Below are 13,927 nucleotides of genomic sequence, written 5' to 3' on the forward strand. Positions count from 1 at the left end.
GGGGCAGCGCTGTCCGGTCCTTTGCTCCGAGGCGGCCCACCACCGCGTCGAACGTGGTAACGATAACGCAACCCGAACACGGCGGAAATGGGGAGCGCACAGCGTTCACGCCGGGATGGTAAACGGGGCGTATGCGTTCGCCCCGTTGAACTACGGGGCACGGGCACCCTGCTCCGTGCCGCGGCCGGACATTCTGTTGCGCCAAATCCTCACTCCACCCCCATTGTCGCGCCGCTCACTGGAATTCTTTTGACTGTGCAAGGCCGCCCGCGTTTTCTCGCGTGCAGGGCGGAATGGAATGAGACGATGATCGAGACGGTTTCGGCACTGATGGGTTTGGTAAGCGCGGGGATCTTCCTGGCCCATGCGTTCGAAGGTTACCGCACGAGGGCCTGAGGCGCTCGCGCGGACGGCAAGCATCACCCTTTCAAGACGGCACGTTCGGAGATTTTTAATCGATCCGATCGAGCATCGCAGACGAGAGCGGCAGGTGTCCCATGCGCAACCATGACCTCGTATCCGATGGCTTCCTGGCATTGACCGCCGGTGGTTTGGTCCTGCTGTGCTCCAGCCTCGTGGCATTGGCCTTCGCCTGAGCACCCCAGCAATTCCCGAGAAATACGTTTACCGCAGTCCAAGCAGCGAACGCCGATAGAGGCTGTCACGGGCTTCGTTCAGGCAGACGAAGCTGCCGGTAAAACCCTGGCCGTACCGCTTCTGGCTTTTGCCGTAGTAGATACCTTTGCTGAAATCGAGCCAGACGACCCGGTCGTGCGGGCAATGACGCTGCGCCTGCGCCTCGTAGCGAAATGGCGTCAGCGGTGTGGCCGATACCTCAGCGCCACTGCAGCCGACCAGGATCGCAACGGCGAGCGCGATCGCGCCGGGCCATTTGCCAAAGCCGCTCCAAGATACTCCGCAAGCCACACCCCGCCTCCCGATCCTGGCCGTCGCACGAAGGCCGCTCGGGCACGATAGCACGAAACAGCACGGTCTTCGGAAAGCGACACGCGCCTCACGTCTTCCGCGGGCCACCTTGTCGGGTTACAGGAATGGAGGATGATCTTGGTGCGAGGATGCTGCTGAATGTCGGTTGAGCCCGGACCCGAACTCCGCACCGAACCGCGCCTGCCGTTGCCGCGCCTGGGCTTGATCCCAATGGTGATCTTCGGCTCGCGCTGGCTGCAACTGCCGCTCTATTTCGGGCTGATCGTGGCGCAATGCGTCTACATCGCGCTGTTCCTCAAGGAGCTCTGGCATCTCTCCTGGCACGCCCTCGACCTCACCGAGCAGCAGATCATGATGAGCGTGCTGGCGCTGATCGACGTCGTGATGATCTCCAACCTGCTCGTGATGGTGATCGTCGGCGGCTACGAGACGTTCGTCTCTCGGCTCGAGCTCCAGGGCCACCCCGACGAGCCGGAATGGCTCGGCCACGTCAACGCGAGCGTCCTGAAGATCAAGCTCGCCATGGCCATCATCGGCATCTCCTCGATCGCGCTGCTGCGGACCTTCATCGAGGCCGGCAATCTGGGATCGAACCGCGCCGGCTTTACCGAGACCGGCGTGATGTGGCAGGTGCTGATCCACCTCACCTTCGTCGTCTCGGCGATCGGCATTGCCTATGTCGACCGACTGAGCGACTCCGGGGCGCGTAACCATGCGGAGTGAGCCTCGAGCGCCGGCTTGCTACTTGTCCGCTTCGAGTTGCTGCAACGCCTGGTGCAAGCATTCCTGAAGCTTGGCTGCGACCTGTTCGCGGGCGACGCCTTTGGCGGCAAGATCACCTGACACCTTGTCGAGGATCTCGTCCATCGTCCGGTTCTCCAGATGGTCCGTCACCAACGCCGTCGCGTAGCCGGCTGCGGCATCGCCGCTGAGGCCGAGCTCGGTTGCGGCCCAGAGCCCGAGCAGCTTGTTGGACCGGGCCGTGGCCTTGAACATGAGCTCCTCGTCGTGGACGAATTTGGCCTCAAAGCCCTGCTCGCGCTTGTCGAACGTGGTCATGGTCAGCTCCATTGTCATTTTCGCTGATCGGGTTCGGACTGGCTGGAAGCGAACGTCTCCGTGGTTCAAATCAGGATCATATGAAGTCTCCGGCGGAAGCCAAACGCCGTCAAGCCCGCTCGGCTGCGCCCACCGGGCCCGTGCAGGACACGGACCAGCTCTACGCCAGCCAGCTCGGCTAGGCAGGGATATTTACTATTCGTTAAGCAGACTCAGCGCCGCATGGCCCGGGGACATCGAGAGCTGACGCATGAACAAAGAACTGCGGGAGTTTCGACGACTTGAACGGGTCTGCCTGGAGCAGGCAGCCCTCTCCACCATGGACCTCGCGCGAAGCGGGTTGCTCAAGGTCGCCGACGATTGTCGCGTCGCGGCCGAAGCGATCGAGGCGCAATCGCCTCGCAGACCTTTTGCAAGTGCCGTTCAGGCGCTGAAGCAGGCTTTGAGCGTGACGCGCATCCCGCACCGGCACTGAGGTTGGCGCTCGCGGGCAAGGACATCTTTGACGGGGCGACCGCGTGCGGTCAGCCCTTCGCCTCCGTCTGTTCACGAGCCAACCGTTCGGCCCTCAGCCGTTCCTTGTTGGCATAGAACGCCTTCTGCGCCGCTTCGTGCTCGCGCATGGCTTTTTCGGCTTCGATACGGCGTGTCGCATCGCGCGCCTGCCGCTGTTCGGGGGTCAAGGGCTTGCGCCGGTAGGAAATGTCTTCCGTCATGGCCAGATAACGCGGAGGTCAGGGAAGGGTTCCCCTTGGTCCCGCCGGGCGGCAGTGTGGGCGGACTGCATAAATGTGCGAAAACAACCCCATGCACAGTAGCCAAGTCCTTCTGCAGACAGCACTTTTTTATCGCGCTTTTGATGCGTTTGACCCCGCAGCGATCTCGATGTCTGCAATCAAAGGCAAATGGTCTGAATAGGCCCTCGCCTCTTGGTCGGTCCAAACCTTCCCGATCGGGCTGTCGGACGTCGCATAGATCCGGTCAAGCCGCAGCAGGGGCAAACGCGACGGGAAAGTTCGCAGCCGCGTCCGGTTTGGGCAGACCTGCGCGAGCACGCGCCGCACCGATTTGATCCAGAACCAGTCGTTGAAATCCCCGAGGACGACGGTCATTCCAGGCTTCACCAGGCTCACCAGCGCCTGAGCCTGCGCGTGGCGCTCGTGGATGCTCAAGCCGAGATGCGTGGCCACCACGCGGACCTCGCCGACGGGCGTCAGCAGTCCCGCGGCGATCGCTCGGCGCGGCTCGCGCTCACGATACGACACGTCGACGATCTCGGGCGGGCCGGAGAATGGGAAGCGGCTCAGCAGCGTCTGGCCGTAGTCGCCATCGGCCGTGACGATCGATTTGGCGTGAACACGGTGATCGCCGACGACACTCGCCAGCTTCGCAAACGGATCGTCTGATCGCGATCGCGAATCCACCTCCTGAAGCGCGACGACATCGGGAGCCCATTTGCGAATGATGGAACAGATACCCTCGAGATCGAATTTCGGATTGAGATTGAAGGTGCCATGCACATTCCACGTCATGAAGCGCATCAGCGCCTCCCGGCGAGCCACGTCGCGACGAATTGCGCGCCTGCGCAGATCGCGAGCCAGCCCAGGAACGCCAGTGCGAGGAGCGATATGTTGACCCAGGACGCGTTATTGGCGAGATCTGCGATCTGAGCACCCAGAACTGCCATGGCGAGAATGCCGGGGGTCATGCCGAGCAGCGTTCCGACCAGGAAGTCACGCAGCGGCAGCGTGCTCGCGCCAGCCACGACATTCACCACCGAGAACGGCGCGATCGGAATCATCCGGATGACGACGACGGCCAGAATGCCCTTGCCGACAACACGCTCCTGGATGCGCGCGGTACGTCGCCCCAGCAAACGCTGGAGACGTTCGCGGCCGAGTGCCCGTCCGATCGCAAACAGGACAAAGGCGCTGAGCGAGACGCCCGTCATGGCGGTGGCGAAGCCCAGCCATGGTCCGAGTGCGGCAGCAGTCGCCGCAATGAGCACGAGAACCGGAAACACCACCAGCCCGCCGACGACGAAAGCTGCAATCGCGAATGGCGGTCCCCAGATGGAGTGCGCGTAGGCGGACAGGAATGTCGACATCCGGCCCGCGTCGGCGAAATCGCTCAAGGAGGTGTAAGACCAGGCCATCGCCAGTCCCAAAAGCGCGACGGCTATCGCGACCATCCCGATGATCGTCTTCGTGCTCCACATGCGCGATGCCGCCCGCTCCAGATGCAGAGGCCGCTCGGGGTCCGCCACGGGCTGAACCATCGTGGCCAGAGTGCTGGTCAGCACCGAGGACTCCACTTGCCGCAGCGCCTTCGTCCCACCGGTTCTCGAGACGTCGTCCAGGAGCGCAAAAAGACGATCTTCGTTTTGCGCGACGGTCTGTTCGTCGAGATCGCAGAAATGGGCGATCAGGCGACGGCGGACCGAGGAGATGAACTCGCGGTGCTCGTCTGATGCGGCTTCAAAGATCAGGTCGCACTCGCTGTCGGCGCCCATCGATCGATTGTTTAGATTGGCCGAACCGATCCTCAAGATCCGATCGTCGACGATCATGAGCTTGCTGTGCACCATCACGGCCGCTTCCGAGTCCCCATTCCGCGACACCGGGTAGACGAAGCGGATGCGATCGGCGACGCCGGCCGAACTGAAGCAATCGATGAAAGCGCCCCGGCCGTTCTGCATGGCTTGGGATTCCAACCATGAGGAATGCAGTTTTGGCGTGACGACCAGAACCCGAAGCGAAGGCACGCGCAGCATCTGCTCCGCCAGTTCGCGCGCGATCCTGGTGGCGCTGGTGAACTGGTTCTCGATATACACGAAGCTCGTCGCGGACCGGATCGCTGCGATCAATGAGCGTTCGACCTCCCTGAGCGTCGAACCTGCCGGACAAACCACCTCGGTCCTGGCGATACCCACCGGCATATGCTCAGCCTCGACCGGCACATTCGCCGGCCAGCGCAAGCTTTTCAGCGGACCCCGATCATCAATCTGTTGGCCTGCCGCGCGCCAGCGTTGCTCCACGAGGTCGAACAGCCACGCCGCCGCATCCCCGTCGACCACGCATTGAACATCATGAAACGGCAGGTATGGCTTGCCCTGGGGATCACAGCGCGATGCGTGATCGGCGCGGTGATCACTGGTGTCCCAGCGCCTGATCGTCAGATCGAGTCCGCCGACGAACGCCAGCGAACCGTCGACACAGACGATCTTCTGGTGTTGGGCCGAACCAAATGGAAGCGTGGAATCCAGCTGAAACCGGACGCGGCCATCTGTGTCGGCGGTAAACTTGGCCGCGGAATTCCATTCCCTCTCGGAAGCGTAGAACGAGACGAAGTCCCAGACGAGAATGTTGATCCGCAAGGTCGGACGTCGCTGGACCAGCGCGCCCAGGAATGGGCCGAGCTGTTCCGGCAAGCCATCATCCGCTCGCCCGGACTCTCCGACCAGCCTGGTCTCGCTGTGGATATCCCAACCGACGATATAAACGAGATCCTGCGCCTGCAGCAGGGCCTCCCGCAGGGCCGCGAAATAAGCGGCGGCATCGTTGAGAACCGCCACACGCCGCGCCTCGCACCGCCGCCAGACGGTGTCGCCGGGGATCAGGGTCGATGAGCTCTGACGCAGGGAGACCTCGCAATTTGCGTTCGCCGTTGAAACGCGCTGAGCACGCAACGTGTTCCCCAACTCAGAACCATGGGTCAATGTTCAGCGTGTGAGGATTCTGGCGCCACAGTCTCCCCTCGCCGCTACTTGGTTCGGACCGCCTTTGCACCTGCGCCTTTCAAGGCATCGGCAATCTTCTCGGGCGCATCGCCGTGAAAATCCACAGAGACCTCGATCAGACCTTCCAGCTTCTGATGCCCCTCCGGCGCAGGCGCGGTCTTGGCGTCAGGACCGGCCGGGCGTGTCCCCGACGTGTTCGCGCCACCGGCGGCCTGGACGAAGACGTCGCTTCGCGGCACGCCGCATTCCTGCACGACATGCTCAACCGCAAGCTCGGCGCCGCGGCGCGTGTCGAATTCTCCGATGATCGTGCTTTCCAAGGGCGCCCTCCGTGGCTGGACCAGAGTGCGAACAACAGGCCAGCGAGGGCCAGGTTCCTGAACGCGCGGGCGTTTAGAACCGGACGATCCCGAACATGAACAGCAGCGCGAGCGTGATCAACCCCGAGACCAGCAGCGAGCCGAGACATCCCAGCCGGTTCGAGAAAAAGAAGAACATGGCTCGCCCATCCCCATAGCTTGGTGACGGGCTAAGTTCTCCCATTCGACAGCGTTCCTGGAGGGTTTTGGGAGGCGCGAACAAGAACCAATCCAAGAACCAATCCAAGAACCATTCATTGAGCGGGACGTTGAGTCCGCGATGTCAGACGCTTTTGATTATTTCCGAGCGCACGCGGTCCGGGCGCTTTGCAAGGCCCGGGCGATGCCGCGTGGACGCATGAAACATCTGCAAACCGTCGTGGCCCGCATCTACCACCTGCTGACCAAGGAGGCGGCCTATGGGCCGAACCTGCAGCATATGGACGACTTCCGCGCAGCCCAGAAGCTCGAAAAGTCCATCGACTGAACTGCAATGGCGATGACGCTGCACGCCCCCCGACGCGTTCAGCTCTCTTTGGGAGCGGTCCTTGATTGCGACTCGCCAAGCCCGGGATTGAGGGCGAGCGACGCTCCGGCGGCGCCGCCGGCTTCATAGGCCGCCATCGACACCATCCGGCTGGCGCTGCGCTGGGTCCGCATCTTCAGGTCGAGCTTGTCGAACTCCGCATCGACCACCGAGGTCTTGAGAACCACCAGCCCGCGGCCGGTGCTTTCGTTGACCTGATCGCGACTGGCCTTGATCGCCAGCAACCTGTCCGCGATGGACGCCACCATCCCGAGCGCGAACGAGGCATTGGCCAGATGCCGCTGCTGGTGCCGGAACCTGTTGTACTCGACCGAGGTCTTGAAGCGTCCAAGTTCGGCGCGCACGGCGCTGTCGATCAATTCGGCGCGCAACGCCTGGATGCGGAGCTTCAGCTTGTCGAGCGTGGCCGGATTGGAGGTCTGATGCACTGATTATCTGCCGCGATAGCGCGGACGTGATTTAACGTGCCCGGTCGCTTGGGTGAGCTTTGGGCCTTGCGGGAACCAAGGCCCAGACCTGCCATTAGCTTCTGCCACCTTAAAGCTCTCCTTGAGGGCTTCATACTCGGAGAATTCAGATGCGCACCACAGTCCTCGTCCTATTGATGCTTCTGGGATTTCTATCTGCCGCGCGTGCAGAGCGCGACTATCCCTGGTGTGTCGTTGGCGACGATCTCAGCTGGCCCGGCGAGTGCATGTACGAGACCCGGGAGCAATGCATGGCTTCGGCATCCGGCCGCTGGAATACGACGTGCGACATCAATCCGCGCGTGAGGTTCAACCAGCAGGCCCAGCCCACCACAAAGAAGCTGCAGGAACGACGCGGGCATTAGTGGCTGGTCCGGCGGGAAGTCGACAAGGCGCCGCCCCCGGGCGCGACTGGCATGGGTGACCTGACCGCTGCTCGTATTTTCCGCTTCCCGCGCGGGCAATCTGCGCGGCTCAAGGAACGACCAGGCGCCCCGCCCGCGCTGCCGTGTGCAGGGCAGCCCACGAAGCCATTTCGCAGGGCCACGAAGCACCCCCGAAACAATCCGCGATTAGCCTCGTTGCCAATCAACAATGGGGACGGCGATCATGTTGAATATGCTTATGGACGCGATCTACGGGGGCGTCATTTCGGCCTCGGTTCCTGGGATGAAGACCCAGGGAGCAGGCGCTGCACGTTCGAGAGCCGCCGTCACCAGCGCTGCTTGGCTGCCAGAATTGATTGAAGCGCTGGAAAACTTCGCTGCGCTTCCTGCGCCCCATCAATCGGAAGTCGACGCCTGCCATGCTCGGTTGCGACTTCCAAGCGACCAAGGTCAACCGACGCTGCACTGACCGGAGGTCGTAGGCCTCCCCCAATGCGTTCAGCTTCCTTTGGGAGTGGTCCTTGACTGCGGCTCGCCAAGGGACTTGCCAAGGCCGGGGTTGATGGCGAGCGACGCTCCGGCGGCGCCGCCAGCTTCATAGGCCGTCATCGACACCATCCGGCTGGCGCTGCGCTGGGTCCGCATCTTCAGGTCGAGCTTGTCGAACTCCGCATCAACCACCGAGGTCTTGAGAACCACCAGCCCGCGGCCGGTGCTTTCGTTGACCTGATCGCGACCGGCCTTGATGGCTACCAGCTTGTCCGCGATCGACGCCACCATCCCGAGCGCGAAGGAGGCATTGGCCAGATGCCGTTGCTGGTGCCGGAACCTGCTGTACTCGACCGACGTCTTGAACCGGCCAAGTTCGGCGCGCACGGCCCCGTCGATCAATTCGGCCAGATAATGCGCGACCTCGACATCCGCACCGAGACCGAAGAACACATAGTGGTTCTCGCCGGCCGCGTTCTTCTCGCGCCAGACCCGACAATCGCAGAAATGAGCGATCGCGCCGATGCAGTCGTCCAGTGGAATTCGCTTCTTGCGAAAAGTCTCGTACACCCTGCGTTCGCACGAGGACGCGCGCAGTTCAACGTCGGAGAGCGACAAATCGTGGCGATCCAGCAGTTCGGCGACCTTGGCGGCCGCAGACAGCGCCTCGTCCTCGGTGCAGCCATTGGCGATGGTCTTGGCGCGCAGCGCCTGAATGCGGAGCTTCAGCTTGTCGAGCCCGGCTGGATTGGATGTTTGATTCACGGATCACCTGTCCGGGGAAAGCCTGACCGAGAGACTCCGGTCCGGTCGGATGGATTGGCGGAAGGGGGGCCTGTCAACCCCATTGTTCTAACATCAATTTAGATGAGCTGAGCGGCACTAGCTACGGTCCTTAGAACGGTCATTCTCATGGCATCAGAACCGTAGTTTTTCGCGAAAAGCGCGGCTCGGGTCGCGGCGCCTTTTTAACTTGGAAGCGGCCAGTGGGGATGAATACCGGCAAAGCCGACCGGGGCGGCCTCGATTTGACCGTTAAAGGACCAAGAGGTCCGAGCCCCAGCGCGCTTACCAACTAGTCCGCCGCAATCACCGGTACCGACCATTGGACACCGGAAGACGATCTAAAATTCCTCGTGCTCACGGCGAAACGATCCGACCGACCGCCGACCGCACATCTCGACCCCCGATCAATTGCGACGCCTGCGAAACACGCTTATGAACGAGAGAATCCCAAGGCCGCTGCCTAGCGGCATTGGTCTAACCGGGTCGCATCGAGCCGGGGTCTCTCAAAGAGACCAGCAATTGTTTCGCAAATGATAGTTGTTGTTCAAATCAGGCGGGCGCCGGGCATCATCGCGCGTGTGAACGCTGCTTTTCGCTCGGAGGATCGGAAACTGCAGGATCTGCATCGGGGCCTTGGCCCGCGTCGTTGCGCTTGCGCACGTCTCCAAGCCAAAGGATAGGTCCCCGCAGCTTTTCGCTGCGTTGGCCGTACCTGATGCCGTACTGTTCAACAAAGCCCCTGAACGCATCCGTGAGGGCCACGAGCTTTAGCCCCATGATCCGAATATTTCCGGGTAGCCATCGGCCCGCTGGTGTCCTGGATGATGGGCGGCTCATTGCGCGTTCCTGGCGTCATAGAATTAGAAAACCACGAGCGCCGGATTATTCCGCGGTCGAAGAGAATTCTGGGCGGCAGCTCTTCCAAGTGCAGTTAGTTCTCGCAGCGTATCAAGCTACCGTTCCCCTTCGCCTCGGATCAGGATCGATCGCGTGGCCGATGAGCTCGTCTTGCCACCCCACACCATTTCGACTTGCAGTCGATATTCGCCTGCTCGCTGCGCGGACTTGCCTCCGGCGTAGGCAATGTAGTTCGCCTTCCGCCTTTCGAGCGGTTTGGTTTCGATGTGCATCAGCGTTTTTCCGTCTGGGTCGACGATGCGCATTCTGAAAACACTGTCGGCCTCGACGTTGATCGCCCAGACCCAAGCGATGACCGGTTGCGAAGCCTTGGGCACGGCCGGTTCACCTTCGCGAACGAGCCTCGGAAGCTCGGGCGGAGCATTGGATAGCCCGACCGACAGGATCGCCGAAGCCGACCGGGAAAGTGCATCCCGCACGGCCGGTTCGAACAGGCTTCCGCCGGTTGCACCGCACGCTTCTCGACCGATTCCAAGTGGCCGGCCCGTCAGGGGCTCGAGCGTCCTGCCATCCTTTCGGACCGACAAGTGCACGTGGGGAAATTCGGCCAATCCCGATGCTCCGATCGACCCCAGCTGGTCGCCTTTCTTCACGGGCGCTCCAGGTCGGACGACGATGCTGCCTTGCTTGAGGTGGCAGTATTGCGAGGCGAGTCCCCCCGAATGCTCGACAAGGACTCCGTTACCACACTCCTTTCCCGCGGTATCCTTGTCCTCGGCGCGATCGTAGATGCGGTCTGGAATGCCGTCCCTCACACGCGCGACGGTACCGTCCGCAGTAGCGATCACAGGCGTTTGGCGGTCGATATCCTTGAGCGTGCGGATGCGAATGTCCCAACCGTCATGCCCCTGGTACGTGGCATTGCCGCAGAGCGGATCTAAAGCCTGATCGCCCGGATCGACGTCCGGCATCTGCTGCACGAAGCAGTCCACGCCCAAGCGGCAGTCGACAGGCAGCCCCAGGTTGGGAGACGACTGGTCGTCTGCGCGCGCCGGAGTGATCGCCGCCGATAGAATCATGATCCCAAGCAACGCCGGCGCCAGCCGGTATTGGCTATGCGCCGCCCAATGGGACTGGAGCTTGAACATTCTCGCAGCAGGGAACAGGTGCACTACTCCTCCCGGAACGATTTCATCATCTGATCGGTAAACGGCTTTATTAGGTACGACAGTGCCGTCCTATCGCCGGTCGTGAGAAAAACCTCGACCGGCATGCCGGGCACGATCGGCTTGCCGGCCACTTGCTTTTCGCCACCTGCTATCGCGATTGTGCTGAGATAGTACGTCTGGCCGGTGGCCTGGTCCAGGGTCGCCGCCGCTCCGATCGTTTCGACCGTACCCGCCACTTCCGGCGTGGTCCGCTGATTGAAGGAGGAGAATCTCAGCCTCGCCGATTGCCCGGTGGTGGCCTGATCGATGTCGGTCGGAGACAGCTTCGCTTCGACGACAAGGTCGGCGCTCTCGGGGACGATGGACATGAGCGTCTCCTTTGGAGCGATCACGCCGTTGACCGAATTGACAGCGAGCTCGTTGACGGCGCCGGAGATGGGCGAACGGATTACCATGCGCGACAGCCGATCCAGCGACGCCACGATCCGTTCCTGAAGCTCCGCGAGCTTTCCGTCGACTTCACGCAGGTCGCGCTGACCGTCGGTTCGCGCCTGCTGATCGAATTCGATGATCTTGATCCGCGATTCGCTGATCTGCCCCTTGACGCGCGCGATGTTGGCGTCGATCTCGCCCTTGAGGCCGTCGATCTTGACGAGATCGCGCTCCATGGTGCGGATCTTGCCGATTTCTATGAAACCCTTGTTATAAAGCGGCGTCAGACGCTCGAGATCCTCCTTGACCATCTTGCGCTCGTTGGAGTTGGCCTCCTGCTGCGCGCTCAGCCCGCGGACCTGCTCCTCGAACTGCGCAATCTGCAGCGACAACTGATCGCGCCTGGCCTCCCGCACGGCCAAGTTCTCGTTGAAGAGCCGGATCTCGCCCCGCGCGATCTCCGCGGTGAACGGGTCGTGCTCGAACCGGGAGTCGAACCTGATCGCCGCGGCCCCGTCGCGCTCGGCCAGATGCCGCGCCCTGCGGCCTTCCAGCTCCGCGCGCTGTCCCTTCAGCACGCCGAGTTCCGCCTTGGTTTGGGTCTCGTCGAGCTTGACGAGGACATCGCCCGCCTTCACGGCGTCGCCATTGGCGACGAGGATCTCGGCAACGATGCCGCCGTCGCGGTGCTGGATCAGCTTCACCTGCTTCCTGACTGCGACCTTGCCTTGCGCGATCACGGCGCCGGTCAGCTGGGCATGCACCGCCCAACTGCCGCATCCCCCGATCAGGGCGATGGCGAGAACGGCCACCATCACCACGCGCGAGCGGATCCCGAACGACTGCTCCGCGGCGCGCGCGGGCCGTTCCGTGGGCTTCAGGTTCATCGCTAGATCTCCGATTGTTAGGGCGAGCCGGCACGTGTCTGCCGAACCACGTTCAGTGGGGCGCGTTCGCTTGTTGTGGGGCAGTGAAAACAAAATCGCTCTCGTTCAGGTCGAGGTTGCCGTCCAGCACGATCTCGAAATCGTGCTCCGCGCCATCGTCGAGATGGCCAGACACGATCGTGATCTCCTGGTCCGAAACGATTTCATGGCGGTAGGTGACGGCGCCGACCTCTTCGAACGTGGCCTGGTCGGCGCCGGCGAAGAACAGCATCTTGCCCGAGAAGTCGTCGAGCTCCTGTCCCACCCTAGACAGGTCAAGCCGATCGCCGACGCTGAAGTCAACGATGTGGTCGCGCGGTCCGCCATCGTTCTTCAGGGAAGCGAGATCCTGAAAGACGAAGGTGTCGTTGCCGTCGCCCCCCTCCATGATATTCACGTGGGCGTCGCCAACCAGACGGTCGCGACCGTGGCCGCCATGGACGTTCTCGATCTCGAAGATCTGCGCGCTCTGCCCGTCGCAGATTTCGACGATGCCATCGGGCAGGTCTACGTTCTCGTCGAACACGATCTGCGACAGATCCAGCGTGTCCGCGCCGTCTCCGCCGTGAATGACGTCGTGGCCCGCCTCAATGCCTAGGACGATCACGTCGTCGCCGCAGCCAGCGTCGATGCAGTCGTTGCCCGCGCCGCCCGCCAGCACGTCGTTGCCGGCGCCACCGTCGAGGTGGTCGTCGCCATCACCGCCCTTCAGGGTGTCGTCGCCTGCGCCGCCCGCCAGCGCGTCGTCGCCGGTCCCGCCGTCCAGGTCATCATCACCGGTACCGCCCGCGATGTGGTCGTCTCCGGCCTCGCCCCGCACCGTGTCGTTCCCGGCGCCGCCGTCGATGCGGTCGTTGCCTTCCCCACCATGGATCGTATCGTCGCCGGCACCCCCTGCGATGCAGTCGTTTCCGGCGCCGCCCAGTAGAACGTCATTGCCGGCGCCGCCGTCGATGTGGTCGTCGCCTTGCTCGCCCTCGATCCTGTCGTTCCCGTCATCGCCATGGAGAGTGTCGTTACCGGGACCGCCGAGGACCGTGTCGTTGCCTTGCCCTCCGGACGCAAAGTCATCGCCCTCGCCACCCAGCATGAGGTCGTTCCCGTCCTCGCCATAGAGGGTATCGTCGCCGGCTTCGCCGAACAGCGTGTCGTTGCCCGCCCCGCCGAAGATAACATCGTTGCCCGGTCCCCCGAACAGGGTGTCGTCGCCGGCGCCGCCCACCAGCCGGTCGTTGCCCTCGCCCCCGTAGATCGTATCGGCGCTTTCGCGGCCGTAGACGATGTCATTGCCGGGACCGGCGTCGATCACGTCGACCAGAGGCGTTCCGATCAGGAAATCGTCGCCCTCGGTACCGTGGATATCTTCGCCGGGCGCAGCGTGCAGATCCGCATGCGCCCTCTGGACGATCGCGACGGTGCCGTCGGAGATGCGGTAGCTAAACTGGACCGGGCCGACATTATCGTGTTCCGGCGTGTAGAGCCAACGGTCCGCTCCCAACGCCTGTAGCGATCCGTGATCGACCTGCAGGGCCTGCACCGAAAGCCTGTCGCCGTCCGGATCGCTGGCGCCGTTTAGCAATTGGCCGAGCGAGATGATGAAGGCTTCGTTGACGAGCCCGCTGCCGAGATTGACCGGCCCGGCGCTCACCGGGGCATGGTTGACCCGTTTCGTCGGATCGGGCGACGGGTCCTTGCTTGTCGGCGGCGGCTTTTTTGGCTCATCACCGTGGGACTTGGTGTGGTCGTCCGAAGACCCTCCGCC

Annotated in this window: 15 protein-coding genes and 1 pseudogene; 5 read left to right on the plus strand and 11 right to left on the minus strand. The window is 62.8% G+C overall.

The features are described 5' to 3' along the window. Positions 1–624: 624 nt before the first annotated feature. A complete protein-coding gene (locus AC0L2J_RS29215; RefSeq protein ID WP_007610367.1) occupies positions 625–927 on the minus strand; it encodes a hypothetical protein in 303 nt (100 codons plus the stop codon). A gap of 159 nt (positions 928–1,086) precedes the next feature. Between AC0L2J_RS29215 and AC0L2J_RS29220 the strand changes: the two genes are divergently transcribed. Beyond that, complete coding sequence (locus AC0L2J_RS29220) at positions 1,087–1,671, plus strand: TIGR00645 family protein (protein ID WP_007610369.1); 585 nt, start codon at positions 1,087–1,089, stop codon at positions 1,669–1,671. 18 nt (positions 1,672–1,689) lie between these two features. Here AC0L2J_RS29220 and AC0L2J_RS29225 read toward each other — a convergent pair whose 3' ends face one another. Continuing rightward, positions 1,690–2,007, minus strand: coding sequence for a DUF1476 domain-containing protein (locus tag AC0L2J_RS29225; protein ID WP_007610371.1), 318 nt, complete (start codon positions 2,005–2,007; stop codon positions 1,690–1,692). A gap of 250 nt (positions 2,008–2,257) precedes the next feature. On the opposite strand from AC0L2J_RS29225, the gene AC0L2J_RS29230 reads away from it, so the two are divergent. Then, a complete protein-coding gene (locus AC0L2J_RS29230; protein ID WP_007610373.1) occupies positions 2,258–2,482 on the plus strand; it encodes a hypothetical protein in 225 nt (74 codons plus the stop codon). Between the two features lie 49 nt (positions 2,483–2,531). On the opposite strand, the gene AC0L2J_RS29235 is transcribed toward AC0L2J_RS29230, so the two are convergent. The 4 genes from AC0L2J_RS29235 to AC0L2J_RS29250 all read right to left on the minus strand — a co-directional run bounded on the left by AC0L2J_RS29235 (position 2,532) and on the right by AC0L2J_RS29250 (position 6,066). Continuing rightward, positions 2,532–2,723, minus strand: a complete 192-nt coding sequence (locus AC0L2J_RS29235) for a hypothetical protein (RefSeq protein WP_007610384.1) — start codon at positions 2,721–2,723, stop codon at positions 2,532–2,534. A 129-nt stretch (positions 2,724–2,852) separates the two neighbouring features. Beyond that, positions 2,853–3,548 (minus strand): endonuclease/exonuclease/phosphatase family protein, encoded by a 696-nt coding sequence (locus tag AC0L2J_RS29240; RefSeq protein WP_007610392.1) that lies wholly within the window; start codon positions 3,546–3,548, stop codon positions 2,853–2,855. Next, positions 3,548–5,581, minus strand: coding sequence for a VTT domain-containing protein (locus tag AC0L2J_RS29245; RefSeq protein WP_473395313.1), 2,034 nt, complete (start codon positions 5,579–5,581; stop codon positions 3,548–3,550). The genes AC0L2J_RS29240 and AC0L2J_RS29245 overlap by 1 nt, the downstream gene beginning before the upstream one ends. A 188-nt stretch (positions 5,582–5,769) precedes the next feature. Further along, a complete protein-coding gene (locus AC0L2J_RS29250) occupies positions 5,770–6,066 on the minus strand; it encodes a hypothetical protein (RefSeq protein ID WP_473395314.1) in 297 nt (98 codons plus the stop codon). Between the two features lie 319 nt (positions 6,067–6,385). On the opposite strand from AC0L2J_RS29250, the gene AC0L2J_RS29255 reads away from it, so the two are divergent. Then, positions 6,386–6,592 (plus strand): hypothetical protein, encoded by a 207-nt coding sequence (locus AC0L2J_RS29255; RefSeq protein WP_007591053.1) that lies wholly within the window; start codon positions 6,386–6,388, stop codon positions 6,590–6,592. A 38-nt stretch (positions 6,593–6,630) separates the two neighbouring features. On the opposite strand, the pseudogene AC0L2J_RS29260 reads toward AC0L2J_RS29255, so the two are convergent. Next, positions 6,631–7,017 (minus strand): annotated as a pseudogene (locus tag AC0L2J_RS29260) (DUF7168 domain-containing protein); the annotation flags it as partial. 212 nt (positions 7,018–7,229) lie between these two features. Between AC0L2J_RS29260 and AC0L2J_RS29265 the strand changes: the two are divergent. Both AC0L2J_RS29265 and AC0L2J_RS29270 read left to right on the plus strand, forming a co-directional pair. Further along, a complete protein-coding gene (locus tag AC0L2J_RS29265; protein WP_007610411.1) occupies positions 7,230–7,484 on the plus strand; it encodes a DUF3551 domain-containing protein in 255 nt (84 codons plus the stop codon). A gap of 244 nt (positions 7,485–7,728) precedes the next feature. Continuing rightward, positions 7,729–7,974: a hypothetical protein gene (locus AC0L2J_RS29270; protein ID WP_156527180.1), complete on the plus strand. Its 246-nt coding sequence runs from the start codon at positions 7,729–7,731 to the stop codon at positions 7,972–7,974. Between the two features lie 29 nt (positions 7,975–8,003). On the opposite strand, the gene AC0L2J_RS29275 is transcribed toward AC0L2J_RS29270, so the two are convergent. The 4 genes from AC0L2J_RS29275 to AC0L2J_RS29290 form a co-directional block, all read right to left on the minus strand. Further along, positions 8,004–8,759 (minus strand): DUF7168 domain-containing protein, encoded by a 756-nt coding sequence (locus AC0L2J_RS29275; RefSeq protein ID WP_007610412.1) that lies wholly within the window; start codon positions 8,757–8,759, stop codon positions 8,004–8,006. A 974-nt stretch (positions 8,760–9,733) separates the two neighbouring features. After that, positions 9,734–10,786 (minus strand): M23 family metallopeptidase, encoded by a 1,053-nt coding sequence (locus AC0L2J_RS29280; protein ID WP_473395315.1) that lies wholly within the window; start codon positions 10,784–10,786, stop codon positions 9,734–9,736. Between the two features lie 23 nt (positions 10,787–10,809). Further along, positions 10,810–12,126, minus strand: coding sequence for an HlyD family type I secretion periplasmic adaptor subunit (locus tag AC0L2J_RS29285; protein WP_473395316.1), 1,317 nt, complete (start codon positions 12,124–12,126; stop codon positions 10,810–10,812). 52 nt (positions 12,127–12,178) lie between these two features. Next, on the minus strand, positions 12,179–13,927 hold a 1,749-nt coding region (locus AC0L2J_RS29290), incomplete at its 5' end, for a cadherin-like domain-containing protein (protein WP_473395317.1).

This window comes from Bradyrhizobium sp. MV1.5 (genome assembly GCF_055807615.1).

Bases quoted from the DNA above. Each gene is read 5' to 3' on its own strand.
- AC0L2J_RS29225 (WP_007610371.1), bottom strand. From the start codon at position 2,007: ATGACCACGTTCGACAAGCGCGAGCAGGGCTTTGAGGCCAAATTCGTC.
- AC0L2J_RS29230 (WP_007610373.1), top strand. From the start codon at position 2,258: ATGAACAAAGAACTGCGGGAGTTTCGACGACTTGAACGGGTCTGCCTG.
- AC0L2J_RS29280 (WP_473395315.1), bottom strand. From the start codon at position 10,786: ATGTTCAAGCTCCAGTCCCATTGGGCGGCGCATAGCCAATACCGGCTG.
- AC0L2J_RS29220 (WP_007610369.1), top strand. From the start codon at position 1,087: ATGTCGGTTGAGCCCGGACCCGAACTCCGCACCGAACCGCGCCTGCCG.
- AC0L2J_RS29285 (WP_473395316.1), bottom strand. From the start codon at position 12,126: ATGAACCTGAAGCCCACGGAACGGCCCGCGCGCGCCGCGGAGCAGTCG.
- AC0L2J_RS29240 (WP_007610392.1), bottom strand. From the start codon at position 3,548: ATGCGCTTCATGACGTGGAATGTGCATGGCACCTTCAATCTCAATCCG.
- AC0L2J_RS29255 (WP_007591053.1), top strand. From the start codon at position 6,386: ATGTCAGACGCTTTTGATTATTTCCGAGCGCACGCGGTCCGGGCGCTT.
- AC0L2J_RS29270 (WP_156527180.1), top strand. From the start codon at position 7,729: ATGTTGAATATGCTTATGGACGCGATCTACGGGGGCGTCATTTCGGCC.
- AC0L2J_RS29265 (WP_007610411.1), top strand. From the start codon at position 7,230: ATGCGCACCACAGTCCTCGTCCTATTGATGCTTCTGGGATTTCTATCT.
- AC0L2J_RS29235 (WP_007610384.1), bottom strand. From the start codon at position 2,723: ATGACGGAAGACATTTCCTACCGGCGCAAGCCCTTGACCCCCGAACAG.